Below are 21,930 nucleotides of genomic sequence, written 5' to 3'. Positions count from 1 at the left end.
TGGAATTTCGGGTGTATTTGCCCTCTGGCCGCTCTTTTTTTGACCTGACTCAAGCCGGGCTGTCAAACTGTTTGCCACCATATAATCTTCTGTGAAGCCAGTCCAAATCCGCTGCAAGGCGCATAAATAGTACAAAACGCTTAATGTGTAATATTTTTCTACACCCCCCTATACGCGGTTTCTGATGCCTGTTACATTTTCGCTATGAATACGCCGACCCCCCCCCTCACCCGCAAAATCCTTGTCGTTGACGACGATCCCCGGCTGCGCGATTTATTGCGCCGCTACTTGTCTGAACAAGGGTTCAACGTTTTCGTCGCCGAAGACGGTAAAGAAATGGCCAAACTCTGGCAACGCGAGCATTTCGATCTGCTGGTACTGGATCTGATGCTGCCAGGCGAGGATGGCCTGTCCATCTGTCGTCGGCTGCGCGGCGGACACGACAACACCCCCATCATCATGCTCACTGCCAAGGCCGAAGAAATCGACCGTATCGTGGGCCTGGAGATGGGCGCCGATGACTACCTCATCAAACCTTTCAACCCCCGCGAACTGCTAGCCCGTGTCAACGCTATCTTGCGACGCCGTGGTACCGAGGAACACCCCGGCGCACCTAGTCAGGAAAATGAATCGATCGAGTTCGGCCCCTATGTGCTGAACCTGTCCACACGAACACTGACACGCAACAACGAAGTCGTCCCCATCACAACGGGCGAGTTCTCCGTGCTGAAGGTGTTTGCCCGTCATCCCAAGATCCCCTTGTCGCGCGACAAACTGATGGAACTGGCGCGTGGCCGCGAATACGAAGCTTTTGACCGCAGCCTGGACGTGCAGATTTCGCGTCTGCGCAAGCTGATCGAACCCAATGCCTCCAAGCCCGTGTTCATTCAAACGGTCTGGGGTCTGGGCTACGTTTTTGTTCCAGACGGCGGTAACTGACCTTGTCTTCCGGTCAGCAAGAAGGGCGGCCCGCCGTGGCCGCCCAACGCCGAGCAACAAAAAACTCAAGTATCCGGCTGGGTTTATTCAGCCGGTCTTTTTTATTGCTCGCAGCGTTGATGCTCGTCAGCCTGGGTGCCTGGCTGCAAGTATTCTTCAGTATGGAAGAAGGCCCACGCGCAGCCCAAATGGCGCAGCGCGTGGCGTCCATTGTCAGCATCACCCGCTCGGCCCTGGTGTACGCGCCCCCGGCGGTACGCCCTGCCCTGTTGCTGGATCTGGCCACCAAGGAAAGTCTGCGCGTACAACCACGCGAGAACACGGACGAACTGGAACCCTTGCCGCGCTCCAACTACTGGCAGCACGTCTCTACCGAAGTGCGTGGCGCACTAGGCAGCCAGACCTTGATCATGTGGTCGGTCAACAGCGTACCGGGCATCTGGGTTTCCTTTGATATCAATGAAGATCAGTATTGGCTGGTCTTTGATCGCGAACAATTAAGTCTGACTGCCGGCGTGGAATGGCTGGGCTGGGGCGCTACCGCCTTGCTGCTGGCCTTGATTGGTGCCGCTGTCAGTGTGCGTTTTGTGAACCGGCCTTTGGCTCAGTTGGCCAAAGTGGCTCAGCAACTGGCCCGTGGCGAAACCCCCAGTACCCTGCCTGAAAAAGGTCCGGTTGAAATCCGCGACATGAATATTGCCTTTAACCGCATGGCGCGCGACATTCGCCAGACGGAGGCCGACAGGGAAATCATGCTGGCCGGCATTTCGCACGACTTGCGCACACCGCTGGCGCGCATGCGTCTGGAAATTGAATTAAGCCAGGTATCGGACGAAACCCGCGCCGCCATTGACGAGGACCTGGCCCAGATTGACCACAGTATTGGTCAACTGATGGAATACGCCCGCCCCGCTGCTGCCGTTCCTGAACATGGCATTGATGTTTCCGCCGTGCTCAATGATGTCTACGAACGCGAACGCACGCATACCGAATCACTGGGTGGGATTTTGACAGCCTCCGTCGAACCCAATCTGTATGCCCGCATCAGCGCCCACGACTTGAAACGCATCGTATCCAACCTGATCGAAAATGCCCGTCGCTATGGACGCAGTCCTGAGGATGATCGGGCACGCATTGAGCTGTCGGCGCATCAGCATGGCAATATTCTGGTGATTGCCGTCAAGGATCAGGGAGCCGGTATTGAAAAAGGCGATATCCAGCGCCTGCTGCGCCCCTTCTCGCGCGGCGTCTCTGCACGCACAGGCGTCAGTGGCGCAGGCTTGGGACTGGCTATTGTGGAGCGTTTGCTGGGACAAGTTGGCGGCCACTTCGAGCTGGTCAGTGCTCCGTCCGAGGGCTTGACCGCCCGCATTCAATTGCCCCGCATCCGCGCCAGTCGTAATGCGCCTGGAACCCAGGGCGATAAAGACACCAAAGCTTCCTGAGTACCATGAGCCTTGGGCAGGGGACAGCCCTTGCCCAAGGCCGGACTCAGTCCCGCAGTCGATCAAGCACGGTACAACAAGGCAACTGAGGTCACCGCAATCCCTTCCTGGCGTCCCACAAAGCCGATCGCCTCGTTTGTTTTTCCCTTGATGTTCACACTGCCGGGTTCCAATTGCAGATCGGCCTCGATATTGGCCACCATCGCCGGAGCATGTGGTGCGATCTTGGGTTTTTGCGCATGAATCGTGGCATCCACATTGCCTACCAACCAGCCAGCCGCACGTACCTGCTCATAAGCATGGCGCAGCAGCACTCGACTATCGGCCCCCTTGTATTTTGGGTCCGTGTCCGGAAAGTGACGACCAATATCTCCCAGGCCTGCCGCCCCCAGAATCGCATCGGTAATCGCATGCAGCAAGGCATCAGCATCCGAATGCCCCATCAGGCCATGCGTATGCGGAATGGTGACGCCGCCCAAAATCAAAGGTCGGCCTTCGCACAGCACATGCACATCAAAACCTTGTCCTACGCGAATCGGCATGCTCATAACCATTTCTCCATCAATTCAAAATCTTCAGGCCAGGTGACTTTAAAATTCCGCGCCGAACCCAATATCAATAAGGGTTGGCTGCCCGCCAACTCCATGGCGCTGGCCTCATCCGTCACCGCAAAACCCTGTTCTTTAGCCGCTAGCAGAGCCTCACGCAAAGTATGGGCAGGAAACAGCTGGGGAGTCTGCGCTAACCACAGTCCATCTCTATCCACTGTTTCCTGCACCGCAGCTGGCTCGGCGGGCGTTGCGCGCTTGACGGTATCAGGCACGGGTAAAGCCAGCAAGCCACCGCGTTGCGCCTGCAAGCAGGCATCAATCAGCCCCGCCAAAGCCCTCCTGGGCAAACCGGGACGAGCAGCATCGTGAACCAGAGCCCAGGCTTGTTCGTCCTTATCCAGGCCCTGCAAGGTATTGAGCACTGTTTCTGCCCGCGTTTCCCCACCACAAGGCAGACAAATCGTGCGCGGCAAACCTTCCAGTGCGGCGGCGGCCCAGGTATCACCGGGGGCCACGGCCACCCGCACCTGGCTGATGCGCTCATCAGCCAGCAAAGCCTGTACCGAGCGGCGCAACATGGGCTGCCCACCCAGCAAACGGTATTGCTTGGGCAAGCCTTGCGCCTTCGTGGCAGAATCCAGGGCGCGCGAGCCAATACCGGCGGCTGGAACAATTGCAATCAAGGTAGTCTTCATAGGTGGGTGATTTTATAATGACAATCCTGATGGAAACCGAAAAACAGCACTCCCTGTCCCTGCCCAGCACCCAAGATGTGCTGGCTGCCTTACGCCCCGGTCAACGCTACTCGCAGCCCATGCCCCCCGGCTCGGGTGATGCCTGCCTGATTGCCGACCTGGCCCGCCAACATAAAGCGCCTATTCTGGTGCTCTGCGCCGATCCCTTGACGGCCCAAAGGCTGGCCGAGGAGATCCTGTTGTTTGGCCCCGCTCTGCGCGTGCGCCAACTGCCGGACTGGGAAACACTGCCGTACGACAGCTTCTCTCCGCACCAGGATCTGATCTCCGAGCGTTTGCGCACCTTGCATGCCCTGACCATGCACGAGGTCGATGTACTGACGGTCCCCGTCACCACCGCCTTGTATCGTCTGGCACCGCCCTCCTTTCTGGCCGCCTACACCTTCTCATTCCGCCAGGGCGACGAGCTGGATGAGGCGCAACTGCGCGCCCAGTTGATGTTGGCCAACTACACCCATATGACACAGGTCAGCGCTCCAGGCGAATTCAGCATTCGCGGTGGCCTGATTGACCTGTTCCCTATGGGTTCAGTGCTGCCTTACCGTCTGGACCTGTTCGACAACGAAATTGAAAGCATACGCAGCTTTGATATCGACACCCAGCGCAGCCTGTATCCGGTCAAGGAAATCCAGCTGCTACCCGGCCGTGAATTCCCCATGGATGAAGAGGCGCGCACGCAATTCCGGGCGCGTTTCCGCGAGTTCTTTGAGGGCGATCCTTCACGTGCCCTGCCCTATAAAGATGTAGGCAACGGCATTGCCTTTGCCGGTATTGAATACTATCTGCCGCTGTTCTTTGAAGAAACGGCCACCTTGATGGACTATGTGCCCCAAGGCAGCCTGGTCATTACTCACGGGGATGCACAAAACGCGATTGGCCGCTTCCAGAGCGATACTCATAGCCGTTTTTCCTTCCTGAAGAACGACCGTGAACGCCCGATTCTGCCGCCAGAAAGCCTGTTTTTGTCAGACGAGCAGTTTTTCAATGGCATCAAGCCTTTCAGCCGCCTGAGCCTGAGCGCACAGGCTGACAACCAGCCTATCGCTCATCCCGATTTCGAGCCTTTGCCTGTGGTCGCGGTGAACCGACGCGACAAGGATCCATTGGCTCAACTGCGGCAAGAAGTGCTGGACCCGAAAAACCGGACCGTGCTGTGTGCGGATTCGGCAGGTCGTCGGGAAACGCTGCTGCAGATGCTGCGTGAACATGATCTGTCACCCGCAACAGACTGCCAGAGTCTGGCCGATTTCCTGGAGTCAGACGCGGCTTTTGCCCTGGTCGTCGCACCTTTGTCGCGTGGCTTTGCCTTGGTGCATGACAGCCTGAGCCTGCTGACTGAAAACGACCTTTACCCCACCCAGACTCGCACCCAAAGCAGCCGTCGCCGCAACGAGCGCAGCAGCGATGTGGAAGCCATGGTGCGGGATCTGTCCGAACTGCGTGAAGGCGACCCCGTCGTTCACGCCGAGCACGGGATTGGACGCTACTGCGGCCTGAAAGAAATGGACCTGGGCGAAGGCCCGGTCGAGTTCCTGCACCTGGAATACGCCAAAGGCAGCACTTTGTATGTGCCCGTAGCCCAGTTGCACGTGATTGCCCGTTACAGCGGTGCTGATCCCGAGCATGCACCTTTACACCAGCTCGGCTCCGGCCAATGGGATAAGGCCCGCCGCCGCGCAGCGAAACAAGCACGTGACAGCGCTGCGGAATTGCTGGCCCTGTACGCTCAGCGCGCCGCTCGTGAAGGCTTCAAGTTCAAGCTGCCACTCAATGACTATCAAGCCTTCTCCGAAGGGTTTGGCTTTGAGGAAACACCGGACCAGGCCGCTGCCATTGAAGCCGTCGTGAACGACATGACGTCCGGCCAGCCTATGGATCGTCTGGTCTGCGGGGATGTGGGCTTTGGTAAAACCGAAGTCGCCCTGCGTGCCGCCTTTCTGGCCGTGGCCAATGGCAAACAGGTTGCCCTGTTGTGCCCAACCACTCTGCTGGCCGAGCAACATGCGCAGACCTTCTCGGACCGTTTTGCCGACTGGCCTATCCGTGTTGCCGAACTGTCCCGCTTCCGTTCGACCAAGGAAACACAGGCCGCGATTGCGGGCCTGCGCGATGGCAGCGTAGATATTGTGATTGGTACGCACAAAATCCTGTCCTCGGATGTGCGTTTCAAACAACTGGGTCTGGTCATCATCGACGAGGAACACCGCTTTGGTGTGCGCCAGAAAGAGGCCTTGAAACAGCTGCGTGCCGAAGTCGATATCCTGACCCTGACCGCGACACCTATTCCACGCACCTTGGGCATGTCCCTGGAAGGCATACGGGACTTTTCCGTCATTGCAACGGCACCGCAAAAACGTCTGGCGATCAAGACCTTCGTGCGTCGTGAAGATGGCAGCACCATACGCGAAGCGCTGCTGCGCGAATTGAAACGCGGTGGTCAGGTCTACTTCCTGCATAACGAAGTCGAGACCATTCACAACCGCCGTGCCCGTCTGGAAGAACTGGTGCCAGAAGCCAGTATTGCAGTGGCCCACGGCCAAATGCCGGAACGCGAACTGGAAGCCGTCATGAAGGGCTTCTACCAGAAACGCTACAACGTACTGCTGTGTACCACGATTATTGAAACCGGCATTGATGTACCCACGGCCAATACCATCGTCATCCACCGTGCGGATCGCCTGGGTCTGGCTCAACTGCACCAGCTGCGCGGACGAGTGGGTCGATCCCACCACCAGGCTTATGCCTATCTGCTGACCCCTGGCGAGGATGCCATCACCAGCAATGCGAAAAAGCGGCTGGAAGCCATTCAAGCCATGGAAGAGCTGGGTGCAGGCTTTTTCCTGGCCATGCACGATCTGGAAATTCGGGGTGCCGGTGAAGTGCTGGGCGAATCCCAATCCGGCGACATTCAGGAAGTGGGCTATTCCATGTATGCGGATATGCTCAACACGGCCGTCAAAGCCCTGAAAGCGGGTGAAGAACCTGACCTAGACTCGCCCTTTGCCTTGCAGTGCGAAGTGAATCTGCATACTTCTGCGCTGCTACCAGCCAACTACTGTCCGGATGTGAATGCCCGTCTGGGCCACTACAAAGCCCTGTCACACGCCCGTACCGAAGACGACATAATCCACATCCATGAGGAGCTGATCGACCGCTACGGCCTGCTGCCAGAAGCCGGCGAAAACCTGCTGGCCGTGCATCGCTTGCGTATCAAGGCCGAGCCTCTGGGTATTGTGAAAATCGATGCCAGCGAAGCTCAAGCGACGATTCAGTTTTCCTCCAAGCCCAATGTGGACGCGGTCAGCATTATTGAACTGGTGCAAAAGAACAAGCAGGTACGCCTGGCTGGGCCGGACAAGCTCAAGGTTGAAATTACCAAAGGCGAGGAAATCAAGAACCGTATTCAAGCCGTGCGTAATGTCTTGAACAGCTTGCGCAAAGAGAAGTAAGCCTTAACAACAAGGCTAGGATATAAAAAAGAGCGCTGCCCAAGGACAGCGCTCTTTTATTTTTGACAGCCAAACTCCTGCCTTGTGCGTTTACGCTGGTGAGCTTGAAGGCCTATATACAGACCAACTCTTGGTAAGCCTTGAGTTTGGGGCGCCCACCTTCATTCTTTCGCCAGACTACGCTGACGATCCGCCGACATCAAACGTCCAGGCGGAACCAGTTCAACACGGCATCCAACGGAGAGTGATTCAAGGCAAAGCTGGCTTGCTCCTGCACCACCGGCTTGGCACGATAAGCCACCGAGTACTTGGCCTTGGACATCATGGGCAAGTCATTGGCCCCATCTCCAATCGCAATACACTGCTCTGGACCTGCACCCAGCTCAGCCGCCAGTTCCTGCAGGAAACGGGCTTTAGCCTGACCATCTACAATTGCGCCCAACACTTTACCGGTCAGCTTGCCGTCCACCACTTCCAAGGTATTGGAGTGGGCGTAGCTCAGACTGAAACGGTCTTTCATGCGCTCGGTGAAGAAGGTGAAGCCCCCCGACACCAGCAAAGTTTTCACCCCGTGGGCATGGGCCGTCGCAATCAAACGATCCGCACCCAGGTTAGGCTGCAAGCGCTCTTCATAGACGCGAGTCAGATCGCTGACCGGCACACCTTCCAGAAATGCGACACGGCGATTCAGACTCTCGGTGAAGTCCTTGATTTCGCCGCGCATGGCCGCTTCAGTAATTGTGGCAACCTGCTCCTTGCGGCCAGCCATATCAGCAATCTCGTCAATACATTCGATATTGATCAGCGTGGAATCCATGTCCATTGCCAGCACACGCATTTCTTTCAGGCGATCAATCTGCTCCAGAAAAGCAAAATCCATCGCGCCGGTCTTGCACAGGGCCTGCACCTCAGCGCGTTGCGTAGCATCTGCACCCAGCAGGCGCACGGCGGTAGGACCCAGCTCCTGGACTCCATCGGCCTGCACCACTGCCGCAATTTTTTCGATGATGGCGCTATCCAGGCGCGGCCCTTGAAGAATGAGATGAGACATCAGATCGTCCACAAAGCAAGAAAATACAGCACAGCCACTGTGCCAAAAGACGATTATTGTAGCCTGCTGCAGCCCCGGCACGGCCCTGCCAACAGGCGACAATGTCAGTTTTCAGCCTGAACTCATCCTGCTACGATAAAAGCTATCGCGAAATGACCGAGGACGCCCTCCATGTACATCTGGCCCAACAATACCTTGCTGGATCTGCTCCACATCGAACATCCCATCGTTCAAGCCCCTATGGCCGGCGCCCAAGACAGTGAACTGGCCATTGCCGTTGCTCGTGCTGGCGGTCTGGGCTCTCTGGCCTGCGCCATGCTCAGCCCGGAACAGATTCGGGAACAAGTAGGCTTGTTCCGGCAAGCCGTATCGGCCCCTATCAATCTGAACTTCTTTTGTCATGAAGACCTGCGCCTGGAGCCAGAGGCTCTGCAAGAGTGGCGTCTGCGCCTGATGCCTTACTACCAGGAATACGGCCAGGACCCCAATCAGGAATTGCCCAAAGCGGCACGCGCGCCCTTCTCCAGTCAGCATGCAGAATTGGTCGAAGACCTGAAACCCGAAGTCGTCAGCTTCCACTTCGGCTTGCCCTCCCCCGAGCTGGTCCAGCGTGTGAAAAAAGCCGGTGCCCTGGTCATGTCCAGCGCTACCACGACAGCTGAGGCGGTCTGGCTGCAAGAGCACGGCGCCGACATCATCATCGCCCAGGGTCTGGAAGCCGGTGGCCACCGTGGCATATTCCTGGACGATAAAGTGCATACACAAGTGGGCACCATGTCTTTGGTTCCCCAGATTGCCGATGCCGTCACTATTCCCGTGATTGCGGCCGGTGGTATTGCCGATGGACGCGGTATTGCCGCCGCCCTGGCCTTGGGCGCCAGCGCGGCTCAAATTGGCACGGCCTACCTGTTCTGCCCTGAATCCAAGATCACTCCACTGCATCGCGAAGCCCTGTCCAATAGTCGCTCGGACGGCACAGCCTTGACCAATCTGTTCTCCGGTCGCCCTGCCCGCAGTATCCGCACTCGTCTGATGGATGAAATCGGTCCTTTAAGTGCCAGCGCTCCGGTATTTCCCCATGCGGGTTCGGCTCTCAGCCCGCTGCGTATCGAAGCTGAAAAACAAGGTCGTACCGAATTCAGTTCCCTCTGGAGCGGACAAAGCGCTGCCTTGGGTCGTGCCCTGCCTGCCGAGGAACTGACACTGGTTCTCGCCCAAGAGGCTCAGGGCGTCTGCAAGCGTCTGGGCGTGGCTGGCGCTACCCATGCTCCCCTGGACAAACCTTGATCGATTCTGCGGGCTGCACACGCGGTGTGCAGCCCCTCACATGCGTCAAAGCCAGCCGCTGACGGCATGGCCCAGACATTCAGGACAAAAAAACCTCGCAAAATTGCGAGGTTTTTTTCATGCATTCAGCACTATTCAAACTTGCCCTTGGGGTGACGCATCAAATAGCGATACACAAAGCCGGGGTACGCCATCACCAAAAACAGAGCAAAGGTAATGGTGTAGAACACCCAAGTTTGCTTGAACGGGTTACCGATACTGGCTTCAAAAGCAAAGCCGAACGCACCCATAATCCCGTAAAAAGCACAGACTTCCAGAAGGCGAGAAAAAAAGCCTTTGGAAACTTTCTGATGGCGAGAGCGCCAGGCCGGGAAGTAAAACATGGCCCCCACCAAAGCCAGACCCAAAAACAACTTGCCCAACATGACTGGCAAGGAGCTCAAGCCGGAGCTGGAGGCAATCACCGTGTAGATTCCCAAACCCAAAGCAGCCAGCACGGCCAGGTACACAAGGCCAACAATCAGTTGCAGCCAGGGCGAGAGACCTGAGCGCTCGCCCGGCATGGACCAAGGCAAAACCAGCAAGGGCTTTTCCACGAGAAACGGCAGATTAGCCGTAATCACGGAAAGAACAATCAAGACCCAGATGGAAAGGCTTTGATCCATAGTGCTACCTACTTAAAACTGCAAGGAAGACTGAATCACGCGGATGCAGGTGTCCATCAAGCCACCAGGCAACACGCCCAGGCCGATAATCAGAACGCCGTTTACCAGCATGACCAGCTTGGTCAGCAAGCCCGTTGCCACAGGATGCTCCTCACCTTCAGGTTCGTCGAAGTAAACAACCTTCACGACACGCAGGTAGTAGAAAGCACCGATCAAGGACATGATCACGGCAAACACAGCCAGCCAGACATAGCCTGCACCCACCACAGCTTGCAGAACACTCAGCTTGGCAGCAAAGCCGGACAGCGGAGGAATACCAGCCAGGGAGAACATGGACAGCAGCCAGATCAAAGCCAGACCAGGGTTACGGCGGTTCAGGCCTTTCAGGTCGCTGATGTTTTCGCATTCAAAACCGCGACGGCTCAGGATCAGGATCAGACCGAAAGTGCTCAGGGTGGTCAGAACATAAATCACCACGTAGAACAGCGAAGCACCGTAGGCTTGAGAGTGAGTCTCGCCATTGAACACGCCAGCCAGCAAGCCCAGGAAAATGAAACCCATGTGCGAGATGGTCGAATACGCAAGCATACGCTTGAGATTCTTTTGCATGATCGCAGTCAGGTTACCCAGAGCCAGCGACAGCACGGCCATGATCAGCAACATGGGCTGCCAGTCCACGGCAATACCGTGCAGGGCTTCAACCAGGAAGCGCATGGTTACGGCAAAAGCAGCCAGTTTGGGAGCAGCACCGATGATCAGGGTAACGGTAGTAGGAGCGCCTTGATAGACGTCCGGTGTCCACATATGGAAAGGAGCAGCCGTCAATTTGAAGGCCAGACCTGCCACAACAAACACCACACCGAAGACCAGAGCCAGACGCTCGGCTTGACCGTTAGCGATGACCTCAGCGATACGTGGGAATTCCAGATGGCCGGTAGCGCCAAAAATCATGGACATACCGTACAGCAAGATACCCGATGCCAAGGCACCCAGAACGAAGTACTTCAACGCCGCTTCAATGGACTGACGGTGTTCACGACGCAGCGCAACCAGTGCGTACAGCGCAAAGGACATCAGCTCCACACCCAGATAAGCGGTCAACATGCTGTTGGCCGAAATCATGATCATCTGGCCCAGCAGAGCCATCAGAGTCAGGGTGTAGAGTTCACCACCGCGTTCCATCATGTCGCGCTGTTCGGCGTACTCACGACCGTAGATCAGGGTAGCGGCCACGGCTACACACGAAAGCAGCTTCAGAAAGTGCGCCAACTCGTCTGCGACGAACAGGCCACCAAACGAGACACCGCTCACGCCCTTGGACCACTGCCAGGCTACGCTGGCCGCAACCACGGCAAGCGTCAACAGGCTCAGAACAAACGTCGAGTGGCGCTGTTTGTGTTTGCTGAACGCATCAAAAATCAGCACACACGAAGCCAGAACCAGGAGCAGGATCTCGGGCAAAGCCAGAGAAAAGTTAAAGGTAGTATCCATAGTGATTCGGCCTACAGTTTCGAGATGGAGACGTGTTGCAGCAACGCTTCAACCGAAACGTGCATGACCTCGGTAAATGGCTTGGGATACACACCCATGCCCAGCACCGCAATCGCCATTACGCCAAGAACGAAGAACTCACGGCCACTCAGGTCGCTCATGCCGGCAACATTGTCGTTACCCACGGGGCCAAAGGCCACGCGCTTGAGCATCCACAGCGAGTAAGACGCGCCTGTAATCAGCGCTGTTGCAGTCAACAGACCGATCCAGAAGTTGTACTCCACCGCGCCCATGATGACGGTGAACTCACCGATAAAGCCGCTGGTGCCTGGCAAACCGCTGTTGGCCATCGAGAACAGCACAAAGAAGGTAACGAAACGAGGCATCACCTTGACCACACCACCGTAATCGGCGATTTGACGGCTGTGCAGACGGTCGTACAGAACACCGATACACAGGAACATGGCACCGGACACGAAACCGTGCGAGATCATTTGCATGATCGCGCCTTCCATACCCGTGGTGTTGAACACGAAAAAGCCCAGCGTGACAAAACCCATGTGAGCCACAGAGGAGTAAGCCACCAGCTTTTTCATATCGTCCTGAACGATGGCGACCAGACCAATGTAGATCACCGCGACCAGAGACAGGGCAATGATGATTCCGGCCAGACCTTGCGAAGCATCAGGAGCGATGGGCAGGGAAAAGCGCAGGAAACCGTAAGCACCCAGTTTCAACATGATGGCAGCCAGCACCACGGAACCACCAGTAGGTGCTTCCACGTGGGCATCCGGCAACCAGGTGTGGACAGGCCACATAGGCACCTTCACAGCAAAAGCCATGAACAGAGCAGCAAAGATCAGCACCTGAGTGGTGTAATCCAGCGGCACTTTATGCCAGGTCAGGATATCGAAAGTACCGCCGGACACATTCCACAAGTAGATGAATGCGATCAGGGTCAACAGCGAGCCGAGCAAGGTGTACAAGAAGAACTTGACCGATGCATACACGCGGTTCGGACCACCCCAGATACCGATGATCAAGTACATCGGGATCAGCGTGGCTTCAAAGAACACGTAGAACAGCAAGCCATCCAGAGCGGCAAACACGCCAACCATCAGACCCGACAGGATCAGGAAGGCACCCATGTATTGCGCCACGCGGTTCTTGATCACCTGCCAGCCCGCCAGCACCACGATCACCGTGATGAAAGCGGTCAGCAGAACAAACCACATGGAAATACCGTCCACGCCGAGGTGGTAATTCACCTTGAAGGCATCAATCCAGGGGGCCAGCTCGACAAACTGCATGTCGGCCGTACCGGGATTGAAGCCCGTGTACAGAGGAATAGTGACAACAAGACCGGCAATCGAACCCAGCAGAGCCAGCCAGCGGGTGAAGGTGGGACGATCATCACGCCCCAGAGCCAGCACCAACAGGCCAGCGACGATAGGTACGAAAATCGCCAGCGTTAACCAAGGAAGAGTAGAAGACGCCATATCGCTAGCCATTTACCGAACCGTCAGTACAAAAAAGGATAAGAGCGCCAGGATCCCGAGGATCATGGCAAAGGCGTAGTGATAGACATAGCCGGACTGGATATGACGGCTGATTGCAGCCACCCAGCCCACTACGCGTGCACTACCGTTGACCACCAGGCCGTCAATCAGACCGCGGTCAGCACCTTTCCAGAGGCCCGTACCCAGGCAGCGAACGCCACGAGACAGCACTTGCTCGTTGAACCAGTCAACGTAGTACTTGTTCTCCAGGATACGGTAGATAAAAGAGCAGTTCTTTTTGATAGCGGCAGGCAAAGCAGGATTAACCAGGTACATGTACCAGGCCACCACAGCACCAGCCACAACCAGCCAGAATGGCAATGTGCCAAAACCGTGTACGGCGTAAGCCATCCAGTCGGTCCAGTGCTCGGCCAGCGTTGCCATTGCAGGATGGTCAGGCAGAACCGTCACAATGCCTTCAAAGTAGCCACCGAACAGCAATGGATCAACGAACCAGATACCGGCGAAGATCGACGGAATGGCCAGCAGAACCAGAGGCAGCGTAACCACCCAAGGCGACTCGTGAGGGTCGCCACCGTGAGCGTGATGGTCGTCGTGGCCATGCGACTCGTCGTGCTTGACGTCACGGAAGCGCTCTTTGCCGTGGAATACCAGGAAGTACAGACGGAAGGAGTACAGCGAGGTGACGAACACACCGATCAGTGTGGCGTAGTAAGCGTAGGTCGAACCCCAGATACCGGCTTCGCCTGCGGCTTCGATGATGTGCTCTTTCGAGTAGAAACCCGAGAAGAACGGCGTACCCACCAGAGCCAGCGTACCGATCAGGAAAGTCAGCCAGGTAATAGGCATGTACTTGCGCAGACCACCCATATTGCGGATGTCCTGATCGTGGTGCATACCGATAATCACCGAACCAGCGCCCAGGAACAGCAAGGCTTTGAAGAAAGCGTGTGTCATCAGGTGGAACACAGCAGCCGAGTAAGCCGAAGCACCCAGAGCGACCGTCATGTAACCCAGCTGGGACAAGGTGGAGTAAGCCACAACGCGTTTGACGTCGTTCTGGATAATACCCAGCAAGCCCAGGAACAAGGCACCCGTTGCACCGATCACGATGATGAAGGACAGCGCGGTTGTCGACTGTTCAAACACAGGCGAGAAACGAGCCACCATGAAGATACCGGCCGTCACCATGGTCGCGGCGTGAATCAGCGCCGAGATAGGAGTAGGACCTTCCATGGAGTCAGGCAGCCAGCTGTGCAAAGGAACCTGAGCCGATTTACCCATGGCACCCACAAACAGGGCCAGAGCAGCAACGGTCAGCAATTGCCAGTCAGTACCGGGGAATGTCATGGTGCTCAGTTCCTGAACCTTGGCGAACACGTCGCTGTAGTTCATGGAGCCGGTGTAGGCGTAGAGCAAGCCAATACCCAGAGCAAAACCGAAGTCACCCACACGGTTGACCAGGAAGGCCTTCATGTTGGCAAAAATGGCAGTCTTGCGCTCGTACCAGAAACCGATCAGCAGGTAAGACACCAGACCCACCGCTTCCCAACCGAAGAACAGCTGCAGCATGTTGTTGGACATGACCAGCATCAGCATCGAGAAGGTAAACAGCGAGATGTAGGAGAAAAAGCGCTGGTAGCCCGGATCATCCTTCATGTAGCCAATGGTGTAGATATGCACCATCAGCGACACGGACGTCACCACCACCATCATCAGGGCAGTCAGCTTGTCGATCAGAAAGCCGATATCCCACTGAATGCTGCCAATGGTGATCCAGGTGTAGACCGGACCGTTGAAGGTCTGGCCTTCCAGAACCTGCAACATGACCATGACCGAGCCGATAAAGGAAATCAGCACGCCCGCGATCGTAATCAGGTGAGCGCCTGTCTTGCCGATAAATCGACCCAGAAAGCCGGTACCGAACAAACCGGCTAGCGCCGAACCCACCAGGGGAGCAAGCGCAATCGTTAAGTAAAGATTTATGGAGTTCATTAGTGTGCTATCCCATCAACCCTTGAGCTGGTCGAGATCCTGGACATTGATCGAATTAAGGTTACGGAACAACAGAACCAGAATTGCAAGACCAATGGCCGCCTCGGCCGCAGCGACCGTCAGGACGAAAAAGACAAACACCTGACCTGCCTCGTTGCCCATCCAGGTGGAGAAGGCCACAAAGTTCATGTTGGCCGACAAAAGAATCAGCTCAACAGACATGAGCAAAATAATCAGGTTGCGACGGTTCAGGAAAAAGCCGAACAGGCCGATCGTGAACAGCACAGCGCCCAGGACCAAATAGTGCGCAAGCGTCAGCGTCATCATCATTTGTCTCCTGGCACGACAGCGTCAGCCGAACTGGACGCCGACGGCTTTTCGGTTTGAGAAGGAATGGAAACCATGCGCAGACGGTCTTGCGAACGAACCTTGACTTGTTCGCTGGAGACGGTGCGTTTGACACCTTCACGTTTACGCAGAGTCAGTGCAATGGCCGAGATCATGCCAACCAGCAGCACAATGCCACCGAGCAACACCGCCAGCACGTACTGGGAGTACATCAACTCGCCAATCACACGGGTGTTGTTGTAGTCCGCAGCCACCGCGGCAGCAGGTGCCGTTGTGAACCACAGTTTGGTCAGCACAAAGCCCATTTCCAGAACCATGATGGCGCCGATCAACAGCCCCATAGGCACGTGAGCCTTGAATTTCTTGGCAGCGGATTCCTGACGAACGTCCAGCATCATGATGACGAACAGGAACATCACCATCACGGCGCCCACATAGACCACCACCAGCAAGAGGCCCAGGAACTCGGCGCCCATCGTGATCCACATCATGGCGGCCGTGAAGAACACCAGAATCAAATGCAATACGGCTGTAACCGGATTCTTGGCAGCGATCACGCGATACGCGGCCACCACCATCACCAGCGCCAGCACATAAAACAGAACAGTAGTAAATAACATGAGTGTAGAGCTCCGGCCTTAGCGATAAGGTGCATCTGCGGCACGACGACGAGCGATCTCGTCTTCGTAGCGGTCACCAATAGCCAGCAGCATGTCCTTGGTGTAGTACAAATCGCCGCGTTTTTCACCGTGGTACTCGTGAATGTGCGTTTCCACGATCGAATCGACCGGGCAGCTTTCTTCACAGAAACCACAGAAAATACACTTGGCCAGATCGATGTCATAACGCGTAGTACGACGGGTACCGTCCTCGCGCTCTGCCGATTCGATCGAGATGGCCATGGCGGGACATACGGCCTCGCACAGTTTGCACGCGATGCAACGCTCTTCGCCGTTTTCGTAGCGACGCAAAGCGTGCAGACCGCGAAAACGTGGCGAAGCGGGCGTGGTTTCGACGGGATAACGCAGGGTTACCTTGCGCTTGAAGAAATACTTCCCCGTCAGGCGCATGCCTTTGAGCATCTCGGACAGCATCAGGCTGCCAAAGAAATCTTTGATTGCTTCCATAATCTTGCCCCTTAGCCTTAATGCCAGATGTTCCAGGGCGTCTGCATCCAGATCGCCACAATAACCAGCCAAACACCGGTCAGCGGGATAAATACTTTCCAGCCCAAACGCATGATCTGGTCATAGCGGTAACGTGGGAACGTTGCACGGAACCAGATGAACATGGAGACCACGACAAAGGTCTTCAGACCCAGCCACAGCCACCCCGGAATCCAGGTAAATGGAGCGAACTCGACAATGGGAGTCCAGCCACCCAAGAACATGATGGACGCCAGAGCAGACAGGAAAATCATGTTGGCGTATTCGCCCAGGAAGAACAGAGCGAAACCGGTACCGGAGTACTCCACCATGGGACCGGCCACAATTTCCGATTCGCCTTCCACCACGTCAAACGGGTGACGGTTGGTTTCAGCAACAGCGGAAATCACGTAGATCACAAACAGTGGCAGCAGAGGCAGCCAGTTCCAGGACAGGAAGTTCAAGCCCTTATCCGCAAAGTAACCCTGAGTCTGGCCAAGCACGATGCCCGACAGATTCAGCGTGCCGGAAACCAGCAACACGGTAATCAGCACGAAACCGATGGCCAGTTCGTAGGACAGCACCTGAGCGGCTGCGCGCAGACCACCCAGCAAGGCGTACTTGGAGTTGGAAGCCCAACCGGCCACGATCACACCGTACACACCCAGCGAAGTAATCGCCAGAATGTACAGCAGACCGGCGTTAACGTCGGACAGAACCACATCGGGGCTGAAAGGAATCACAGCCCAGGCAGCCAGAGCAGGCATCAGCGTCACAACCGGAGCCAACAGGTACAGGACCTTATTGGACTTCGCTGGAACGATCAGCTCTTTGGTCAGCAGTTTGAAAACGTCAGCGAAAGGCTGCAGCAAGCCGCGGTAACCAACACGGGTTGGTCCCAGACGAACGTGCATGAAGCCGATCATCTTGCGTTCCCAGTAAGTCAGGTAGGCAACACACAGAATGACGGGCACAGCGATGGCAACAACCTTCAGCAGCGTCCACACCACATACCATGCGGTCGGACCCAGCAGGTCCGTGCCGTAGCTATTGATGGCAGAGAGAAATTCCATGTTATGCACGCTCCACTGTCAATTGACCGAATGCGCTACCCAAAGCGGCTGTTTCAGAAAAAGCGGTGGCAACACGCACCGAGTTCAATGCCACGGTGTCATCCAGCTGAGCTGGCAGGCTGACTTCGCCTTGCGAAGAACGAACCTTTACCAGATCGCCGTCAGCCAGACCCAGTTGGGCCAGCGTGGCAGCGGCCATGCGAGCCGTAGGTGCTGCCGAAGCAGGTGTTTCCTGCAAGGGAGCCGAACGGCGCACCAGCGCATCGCTACGGTAGATAGGCACATCTGCCACACGCTCCAGACCGCTTGCTGCAGGCAGAACGCTGGCAGCCAGATTGATCTGGTTGGACAGACGCGATTCCACACCGGCAGCCATGACAGAGTCACGAACCGATTCCGAGGTTTCATCGTCAAAACCATCCAGCTGGAACAGATTGCCCAGCACGCGCAGAACCTTCCAGGCCGGACGTGTATCGCCCACAGGAGCAGCAGCACCCTTGAAGCTTTGTACACGGCCTTCGGCGTTCACGAAGGTGCCGGAGGTTTCAGTGAAAGGAGACACGGGCAGCATCACATCGGCCCACTGCTCGGCAGCGGAACGATAGGAAGTCAGCGCGACCGAGAAGGTGGCGGACTTCAGTGTTTCTACTGCACGTTCGCCCAGATCGCTGTCCAGTGCTGGCTCAACATTCAGAACCAGGTAAGCACGCAGGGTTTGAGCCAGCATTTGCTCGGCAGTCAAACCGCCCTTGCCCGGTACGGCGTTAGCCAAGTAGCCACCCACGGTGTTACCACCGGCAGTCAGGAAGCCCAGCTTGGCACCGCTAGCCTGTGCAATCGCATTGGCGTTGGCAGCAATTACGCTAGCCTGATCCGAGTTGACAGCCATATTGCCCAGCAAGATAGCGACGCGTTCGCCGGAAACCAGGCTGTCAGCAATCTGCTGAGCTTCAGCAGAAACTTGCACGCCTTCCAGACCCGCAGGAACTGCGCTGTCTTTGGCTTTGGCAACGGCAACCAGCACTTGAGCCAGAGAGTTGGCCAACTGGCTGGGAGCAACCGTCATGCGGCCAGCAATCGCATTGAACAATGGATTATCGGCAGCCGAATCAATAAAGGAAACTTGAGCGCCACGTTTGACAGCCTGACGCAGACGCTGGGCCATCAAGGGGTGATCTTTACGCAGGAAGGAGCCCACGACCAGAACGCGATCGAGCTCGTTCAAGGCGGTCAGAGGCATACCCAACCAAGGCACACCGGCCAGAGCACCATCCAGACGGGCATCGGTCTGACGCAGACGGAAGTCCACGTTTTCGGTACCCAGAGCACGACCCAGACGAGCCAGCAAAGCCAGTTCTTCAGTCGTGGAGGTAGCCGAACCAATACAGCCCAGCTGATCTGCACCAAACTTCTCGCGCACGGCGTTCATGCCGGCAACGATGGTTTGCATGGCGTCGTTCCAGGAGGCTTCGCGCCACTGGCCGTCATCACCGCGCACCATGGGGCGAGTCAGACGATCTTCGGTGTACAGGCCTTCGTAGGAGAAACGGTCACGGTCGCTGATCCAGCACTCGTTGACTTCGTCGTTCTCGAAAGGAACAACACGCAGTACCTTGTCCATCTTGGCTTGCAGCACCAGGTTGGCACCTACGCTGTCGTGCGGGCTAACGCTGCGACGACGGGCCAATTCCCAGGTACGGGCATTGAAGCGGAAGGGTTTGGACAGCAAGGCACCCACGGGGCAAACGTCAATCATGTTGCCCGACAATTCAGACTCGACTGCGCGACCCACAAAGGTGGTGATTTCAGCGTGCTCGCCGCGGTTGAGCATACCAACCTCTTGAACGCCGGCGATTTCTTCGCCAGTACGCACACAGCGGGTGCAATGAATGCAACGCTGCATGGCTTCGGTCGAGATCAGTGGGCCCATGGATTTGGCGGCCACAACGCGCTTTTCTTCCTTGTAGCGCGACTCGGAGCCACCGTAACCCACGGCCAGATCCTGCAGCTGACACTCACCGCCCTGATCGCACACGGGGCAATCCAGGGGGTGGTTGATCAGCAGGAATTCCATGACGCTTTTTTGAGCGGCAATGGCTTTTTCCGAACGAGTACGCACAACCATGCCGTTGGTGACGGGAGTGGCGCAAGCAGGCAAAGGCTTGGGCGCTTTTTCCACGTCCACCAAACACATGCGGCAGTTGGCGGCAATACTCAGTTTTTTGTGATAACAGAAGTGCGGCACGTAGACCCCGGCGTCATGGGCAGCCTGAATGACCATGCTGCCTTCCGGGGCGTCAACTTTAATGCCATCGATGGTGAGTTCTACCATTACGTTGTCCTGGCCTACAAATATTGAGGCACCACACAGCCTTTATGCTCGATGTGGTGTGCGAACTCGTCGCGGAAATGCTTAACGAAACTGCGCACCGGCATGGCAGCAGCATCACCCAGGGCGCAAATGGTGCGACCCATGATGTTCTGTGCGATGTCATCGAGCATGTCCAGATCTTCTGGGCGACCTTGACCGTTCTCGATACGATGCACCATGCGCCACAACCAGCCTGTGCCTTCCCGGCACGGCGTGCACTGGCCGCAGCTTTCGTGATAGTAAAAATAGGACAGGCGCAGCAGGGACTTGACCATGCAACGAGTCTCGTCCATCACGATGACAGCGCCCGAACCCAGCATGGAACCAGCCTTGGCAATGGAGTCATAGTCCAGGTTGGTCGCCATGATGATGTCGGCGGGCAAAACGGGCGAGCTGGAACCACCAGGGATCACAGCTTTCAGTTTGCGACCGTCGCGCATGCCGCCTGCCAATTCCAGCAAGGTGGCAAACGGTGTACCCAGAGGCACTTCGTAGTTACCGGGACGCTCTACGTCGCCAGTAATGGAGAAGATCTTGGTACCGCCCGCATTGGGGATACCCACTTCCAGGTATTCCTGACCGCTGTTGCGCAAAATCCAGGGTACAGCCGCGAAGGTTTCAGTGTTGTTGATGGTTGTCGGCTTGCCGTACAGACCAAAACTGGCCGGGAATGGTGGTTTGAAGCGAGGCTGGCCCTTCTTGCCTTCCAGGGACTCCAGCAGCGCAGTTTCTTCACCGCAAATATAGGCACCGTAACCGTGGAACGCATGCAGCTGGAAGCTGAAATCCGAACCCAGGATCTTGTCACCCAGAAAGCCTGCCGCACGGGCCTGTTCCAGCGCTTCTTCAAAACGCTGATAGATTTCGAACACTTCACCGTGGATGTAGTTGTAGCCCACGGTAATACCCATGGCGTAGGCTGCAATGGCCATGCCCTCGATCACGATGTGCGGGTTGAAACGCAGGATATCGCGGTCTTTGAAAGTGCCGGGTTCGCCCTCGTCGGAGTTACATACCAGGTACTTTTGACCGGGCAAGCTGCGGGGCATGAAGCTCCACTTCAAACCCGATGGAAAACCTGCACCACCACGACCGCGCAAGGCCGAAGTCTTGACTTCAGCAATCACGTCTTCGGGCTTCATGCCGGTAGTCAGTACTTTACGCAGAGCTTCATAGCCACCGCGCTTGACGTACTCTTCCAGGCCCCAGTTATCGCCGTTCAAACCAGCCAGAATCTGTGGCTGAATATGACGATCATGAAAAATCATGCTGCGCGACAGGTCGCCACCAGGGTTAGGTTCCAATCCCTGTGCGAACTTGCGCAGAATGTCCGGTGCAATCATGCCGATTCTCCGTGTGTCTTCAATTCTTCGAGCATGGCATCAATGCGCTCGGCTTCCATGCGCACGCACATGTGCTGATTGTTCAGCAGCATGACGGGCGAATCACCACATGAACCCATGCACTCTCCCATGATCAGGGAGAACTGGCCGTCCGCCGTGGTTTCACCGTATTCGATACCCAGTTTCTCTTTCAGGTACTCGCCAGCCTTGACGCCATCACGCAGCGCACAGGGCAAGTTGGTGCAAACGGAAATAGTGACGCGGCCAACGGGCTTGGTGTGGAACATGTTGTAGAAGGTCGCAACCTCCTGCACAGCGATAGGCTCCACGCCAATGTATTGGGCCACATCCTCGATAATTTCTGGCGATACCCAGCCTTTTTCCTGCTGGGCAATGGCCAGGGAGGCCATGATGGCAGAGCGACGTTGATCTGCCGGGAACTTGCTCAGTTCCTTATCTATCTGTTGGTAGGCTTTTTCGGAAAGCAACATAATTCGGTTCC

General features: G+C 56.4%; 18 protein-coding genes. 4 read left to right on the top strand and 14 right to left on the bottom strand.

The window, feature by feature from the left end; translation table 11 throughout:
* The first annotated feature begins 204 nt into the window (after positions 1-204).
* Both ompR and ACFPDR_RS05235 read left to right on the top strand, forming a co-directional pair.
* Positions 205-939, top strand: a complete 735-nt coding sequence (gene ompR, locus ACFPDR_RS05240) for a two-component system response regulator OmpR (protein WP_003801024.1) — start codon at positions 205-207, stop codon at positions 937-939.
* A 35-nt stretch (positions 940-974) separates the two neighbouring features.
* Positions 975-2,384: an ATP-binding protein gene (locus ACFPDR_RS05235; RefSeq protein WP_162473399.1), complete on the top strand. Its 1,410-nt coding sequence runs from the start codon at positions 975-977 to the stop codon at positions 2,382-2,384.
* A gap of 62 nt (positions 2,385-2,446) precedes the next feature.
* Here the strand turns inward: ACFPDR_RS05235 and ispF are convergent, their stop codons facing one another.
* Positions 2,447-2,932: a 2-C-methyl-D-erythritol 2,4-cyclodiphosphate synthase gene (ispF, locus tag ACFPDR_RS05230; RefSeq protein WP_021446886.1), complete on the bottom strand. Its 486-nt coding sequence runs from the start codon at positions 2,930-2,932 to the stop codon at positions 2,447-2,449.
* The gene (ispD, locus tag ACFPDR_RS05225) at positions 2,929-3,630 is read right to left on the bottom strand and encodes a 2-C-methyl-D-erythritol 4-phosphate cytidylyltransferase (protein ID WP_376910746.1); all 702 of its coding nucleotides are present in this window, start codon (positions 3,628-3,630) and stop codon (positions 2,929-2,931) included. The genes ispF and ispD overlap by 4 nt, the downstream gene beginning before the upstream one ends.
* A gap of 29 nt (positions 3,631-3,659) precedes the next feature.
* Here ispD and mfd point away from each other — a divergent pair, with 29 nt between their 5' ends.
* Entirely contained in the window at positions 3,660-7,139 is a 3,480-nt protein-coding gene (mfd, locus tag ACFPDR_RS05220) for a transcription-repair coupling factor (RefSeq protein WP_376911060.1), read from the top strand.
* Positions 7,140-7,338: 199 nt separating this feature from the next.
* Here mfd and serB read toward each other — a convergent pair whose 3' ends face one another.
* Positions 7,339-8,190 (bottom strand): phosphoserine phosphatase SerB, encoded by an 852-nt coding sequence (serB, locus tag ACFPDR_RS05215; RefSeq protein ID WP_009456669.1) that lies wholly within the window; start codon positions 8,188-8,190, stop codon positions 7,339-7,341.
* 171 nt (positions 8,191-8,361) lie between these two features.
* On the opposite strand from serB, the gene ACFPDR_RS05210 reads away from it, so the two are divergent.
* The gene (locus ACFPDR_RS05210) at positions 8,362-9,477 is read left to right on the top strand and encodes an NAD(P)H-dependent flavin oxidoreductase (RefSeq protein ID WP_115633925.1); all 1,116 of its coding nucleotides are present in this window, start codon (positions 8,362-8,364) and stop codon (positions 9,475-9,477) included.
* A gap of 131 nt (positions 9,478-9,608) precedes the next feature.
* Here the strand turns inward: ACFPDR_RS05210 and ACFPDR_RS05205 are convergent, their stop codons facing one another.
* The 11 genes from ACFPDR_RS05205 to nuoE are packed head-to-tail and all read right to left on the bottom strand — an operon-like array spanning position 9,609 to position 21,919.
* Entirely contained in the window at positions 9,609-10,142 is a 534-nt protein-coding gene (locus ACFPDR_RS05205) for a DUF2818 family protein (protein ID WP_009456672.1), read from the bottom strand.
* 12 nt (positions 10,143-10,154) lie between these two features.
* Positions 10,155-11,633, bottom strand: a complete 1,479-nt coding sequence (nuoN, locus tag ACFPDR_RS05200; RefSeq protein WP_083053262.1) for an NADH-quinone oxidoreductase subunit NuoN — start codon at positions 11,631-11,633, stop codon at positions 10,155-10,157.
* Positions 11,634-11,644: 11 nt separating this feature from the next.
* Positions 11,645-13,132, bottom strand: a complete 1,488-nt coding sequence (locus ACFPDR_RS05195) for an NADH-quinone oxidoreductase subunit M (RefSeq protein ID WP_026483134.1) — start codon at positions 13,130-13,132, stop codon at positions 11,645-11,647.
* Between the two features lie 12 nt (positions 13,133-13,144).
* A complete protein-coding gene (gene nuoL, locus ACFPDR_RS05190; protein ID WP_060186471.1) occupies positions 13,145-15,148 on the bottom strand; it encodes an NADH-quinone oxidoreductase subunit L in 2,004 nt (667 codons plus the stop codon).
* 15 nt (positions 15,149-15,163) lie between these two features.
* Entirely contained in the window at positions 15,164-15,472 is a 309-nt protein-coding gene (gene nuoK / locus ACFPDR_RS05185; RefSeq protein ID WP_026483136.1) for an NADH-quinone oxidoreductase subunit NuoK, read from the bottom strand.
* A gap of 2 nt (positions 15,473-15,474) precedes the next feature.
* Positions 15,475-16,116, bottom strand: coding sequence for an NADH-quinone oxidoreductase subunit J (locus ACFPDR_RS05180; protein ID WP_009456678.1), 642 nt, complete (start codon positions 16,114-16,116; stop codon positions 15,475-15,477).
* A gap of 18 nt (positions 16,117-16,134) precedes the next feature.
* Positions 16,135-16,623, bottom strand: coding sequence for an NADH-quinone oxidoreductase subunit NuoI (gene nuoI / locus ACFPDR_RS05175; protein WP_003801051.1), 489 nt, complete (start codon positions 16,621-16,623; stop codon positions 16,135-16,137).
* Between the two features lie 17 nt (positions 16,624-16,640).
* Entirely contained in the window at positions 16,641-17,714 is a 1,074-nt protein-coding gene (nuoH, locus tag ACFPDR_RS05170; RefSeq protein ID WP_060186470.1) for an NADH-quinone oxidoreductase subunit NuoH, read from the bottom strand.
* Between the two features lies 1 nt (position 17,715).
* Positions 17,716-20,046 (bottom strand): NADH-quinone oxidoreductase subunit NuoG, encoded by a 2,331-nt coding sequence (gene nuoG / locus ACFPDR_RS05165; RefSeq protein WP_035272463.1) that lies wholly within the window; start codon positions 20,044-20,046, stop codon positions 17,716-17,718.
* Between the two features lie 14 nt (positions 20,047-20,060).
* A complete protein-coding gene (gene nuoF / locus ACFPDR_RS05160; protein ID WP_009456684.1) occupies positions 20,061-21,428 on the bottom strand; it encodes an NADH-quinone oxidoreductase subunit NuoF in 1,368 nt (455 codons plus the stop codon).
* Positions 21,425-21,919 carry an NADH-quinone oxidoreductase subunit NuoE gene (gene nuoE, locus ACFPDR_RS05155; protein ID WP_026483139.1) on the bottom strand — a complete coding sequence of 165 codons (495 nt, stop codon included), beginning with the start codon at positions 21,917-21,919 and terminating at the stop codon, positions 21,425-21,427. The genes nuoF and nuoE overlap by 4 nt, the downstream gene beginning before the upstream one ends.
* Positions 21,920-21,930: the final 11 nt, after the last annotated feature.

Origin of the sequence: Alcaligenes sp. GCM10023179 (assembly GCF_042653705.1) — a bacterium.
In the GTDB taxonomy this organism is placed as follows: domain Bacteria; phylum Pseudomonadota; class Gammaproteobacteria; order Burkholderiales; family Burkholderiaceae_B; genus Alcaligenes; species Alcaligenes phenolicus.
Note: the sequence above shows the minus strand (reverse complement) of the source record. Positions and strands in the feature narration are given on the sequence as shown.

What these genes read in the sequence shown, in the direction of transcription:
- ompR (WP_003801024.1), top strand. Translation starts at nt 205, where the DNA reads ATGAATACGCCGACCCCCCCCCTCACCCGCAAAATCCTTGTCGTTGAC.
- ispF (WP_021446886.1), bottom strand. Translation starts at nt 2,932, where the DNA reads ATGAGCATGCCGATTCGCGTAGGACAAGGTTTTGATGTGCATGTGCTG.
- ispD (WP_376910746.1), bottom strand. Translation starts at nt 3,630, where the DNA reads ATGAAGACTACCTTGATTGCAATTGTTCCAGCCGCCGGTATTGGCTCG.
- mfd (WP_376911060.1), top strand. Translation starts at nt 3,660, where the DNA reads ATGGAAACCGAAAAACAGCACTCCCTGTCCCTGCCCAGCACCCAAGAT.
- serB (WP_009456669.1), bottom strand. Translation starts at nt 8,190, where the DNA reads ATGTCTCATCTCATTCTTCAAGGGCCGCGCCTGGATAGCGCCATCATC.
- ACFPDR_RS05210 (WP_115633925.1), top strand. Translation starts at nt 8,362, where the DNA reads ATGTACATCTGGCCCAACAATACCTTGCTGGATCTGCTCCACATCGAA.
- ACFPDR_RS05205 (WP_009456672.1), bottom strand. Translation starts at nt 10,142, where the DNA reads ATGGATCAAAGCCTTTCCATCTGGGTCTTGATTGTTCTTTCCGTGATT.
- nuoN (WP_083053262.1), bottom strand. Translation starts at nt 11,633, where the DNA reads ATGGATACTACCTTTAACTTTTCTCTGGCTTTGCCCGAGATCCTGCTC.
- ACFPDR_RS05195 (WP_026483134.1), bottom strand. Translation starts at nt 13,132, where the DNA reads ATGGCGTCTTCTACTCTTCCTTGGTTAACGCTGGCGATTTTCGTACCT.
- nuoL (WP_060186471.1), bottom strand. Translation starts at nt 15,148, where the DNA reads ATGAACTCCATAAATCTTTACTTAACGATTGCGCTTGCTCCCCTGGTG.
- nuoK (WP_026483136.1), bottom strand. Translation starts at nt 15,472, where the DNA reads ATGACGCTGACGCTTGCGCACTATTTGGTCCTGGGCGCTGTGCTGTTC.
- ACFPDR_RS05180 (WP_009456678.1), bottom strand. Translation starts at nt 16,116, where the DNA reads ATGTTATTTACTACTGTTCTGTTTTATGTGCTGGCGCTGGTGATGGTG.
- nuoI (WP_003801051.1), bottom strand. Translation starts at nt 16,623, where the DNA reads ATGGAAGCAATCAAAGATTTCTTTGGCAGCCTGATGCTGTCCGAGATG.
- nuoH (WP_060186470.1), bottom strand. Translation starts at nt 17,714, where the DNA reads ATGGAATTTCTCTCTGCCATCAATAGCTACGGCACGGACCTGCTGGGT.
- nuoG (WP_035272463.1), bottom strand. Translation starts at nt 20,046, where the DNA reads ATGGTAGAACTCACCATCGATGGCATTAAAGTTGACGCCCCGGAAGGC.
- nuoF (WP_009456684.1), bottom strand. Translation starts at nt 21,428, where the DNA reads ATGATTGCACCGGACATTCTGCGCAAGTTCGCACAGGGATTGGAACCT.
- nuoE (WP_026483139.1), bottom strand. Translation starts at nt 21,919, where the DNA reads ATGTTGCTTTCCGAAAAAGCCTACCAACAGATAGATAAGGAACTGAGC.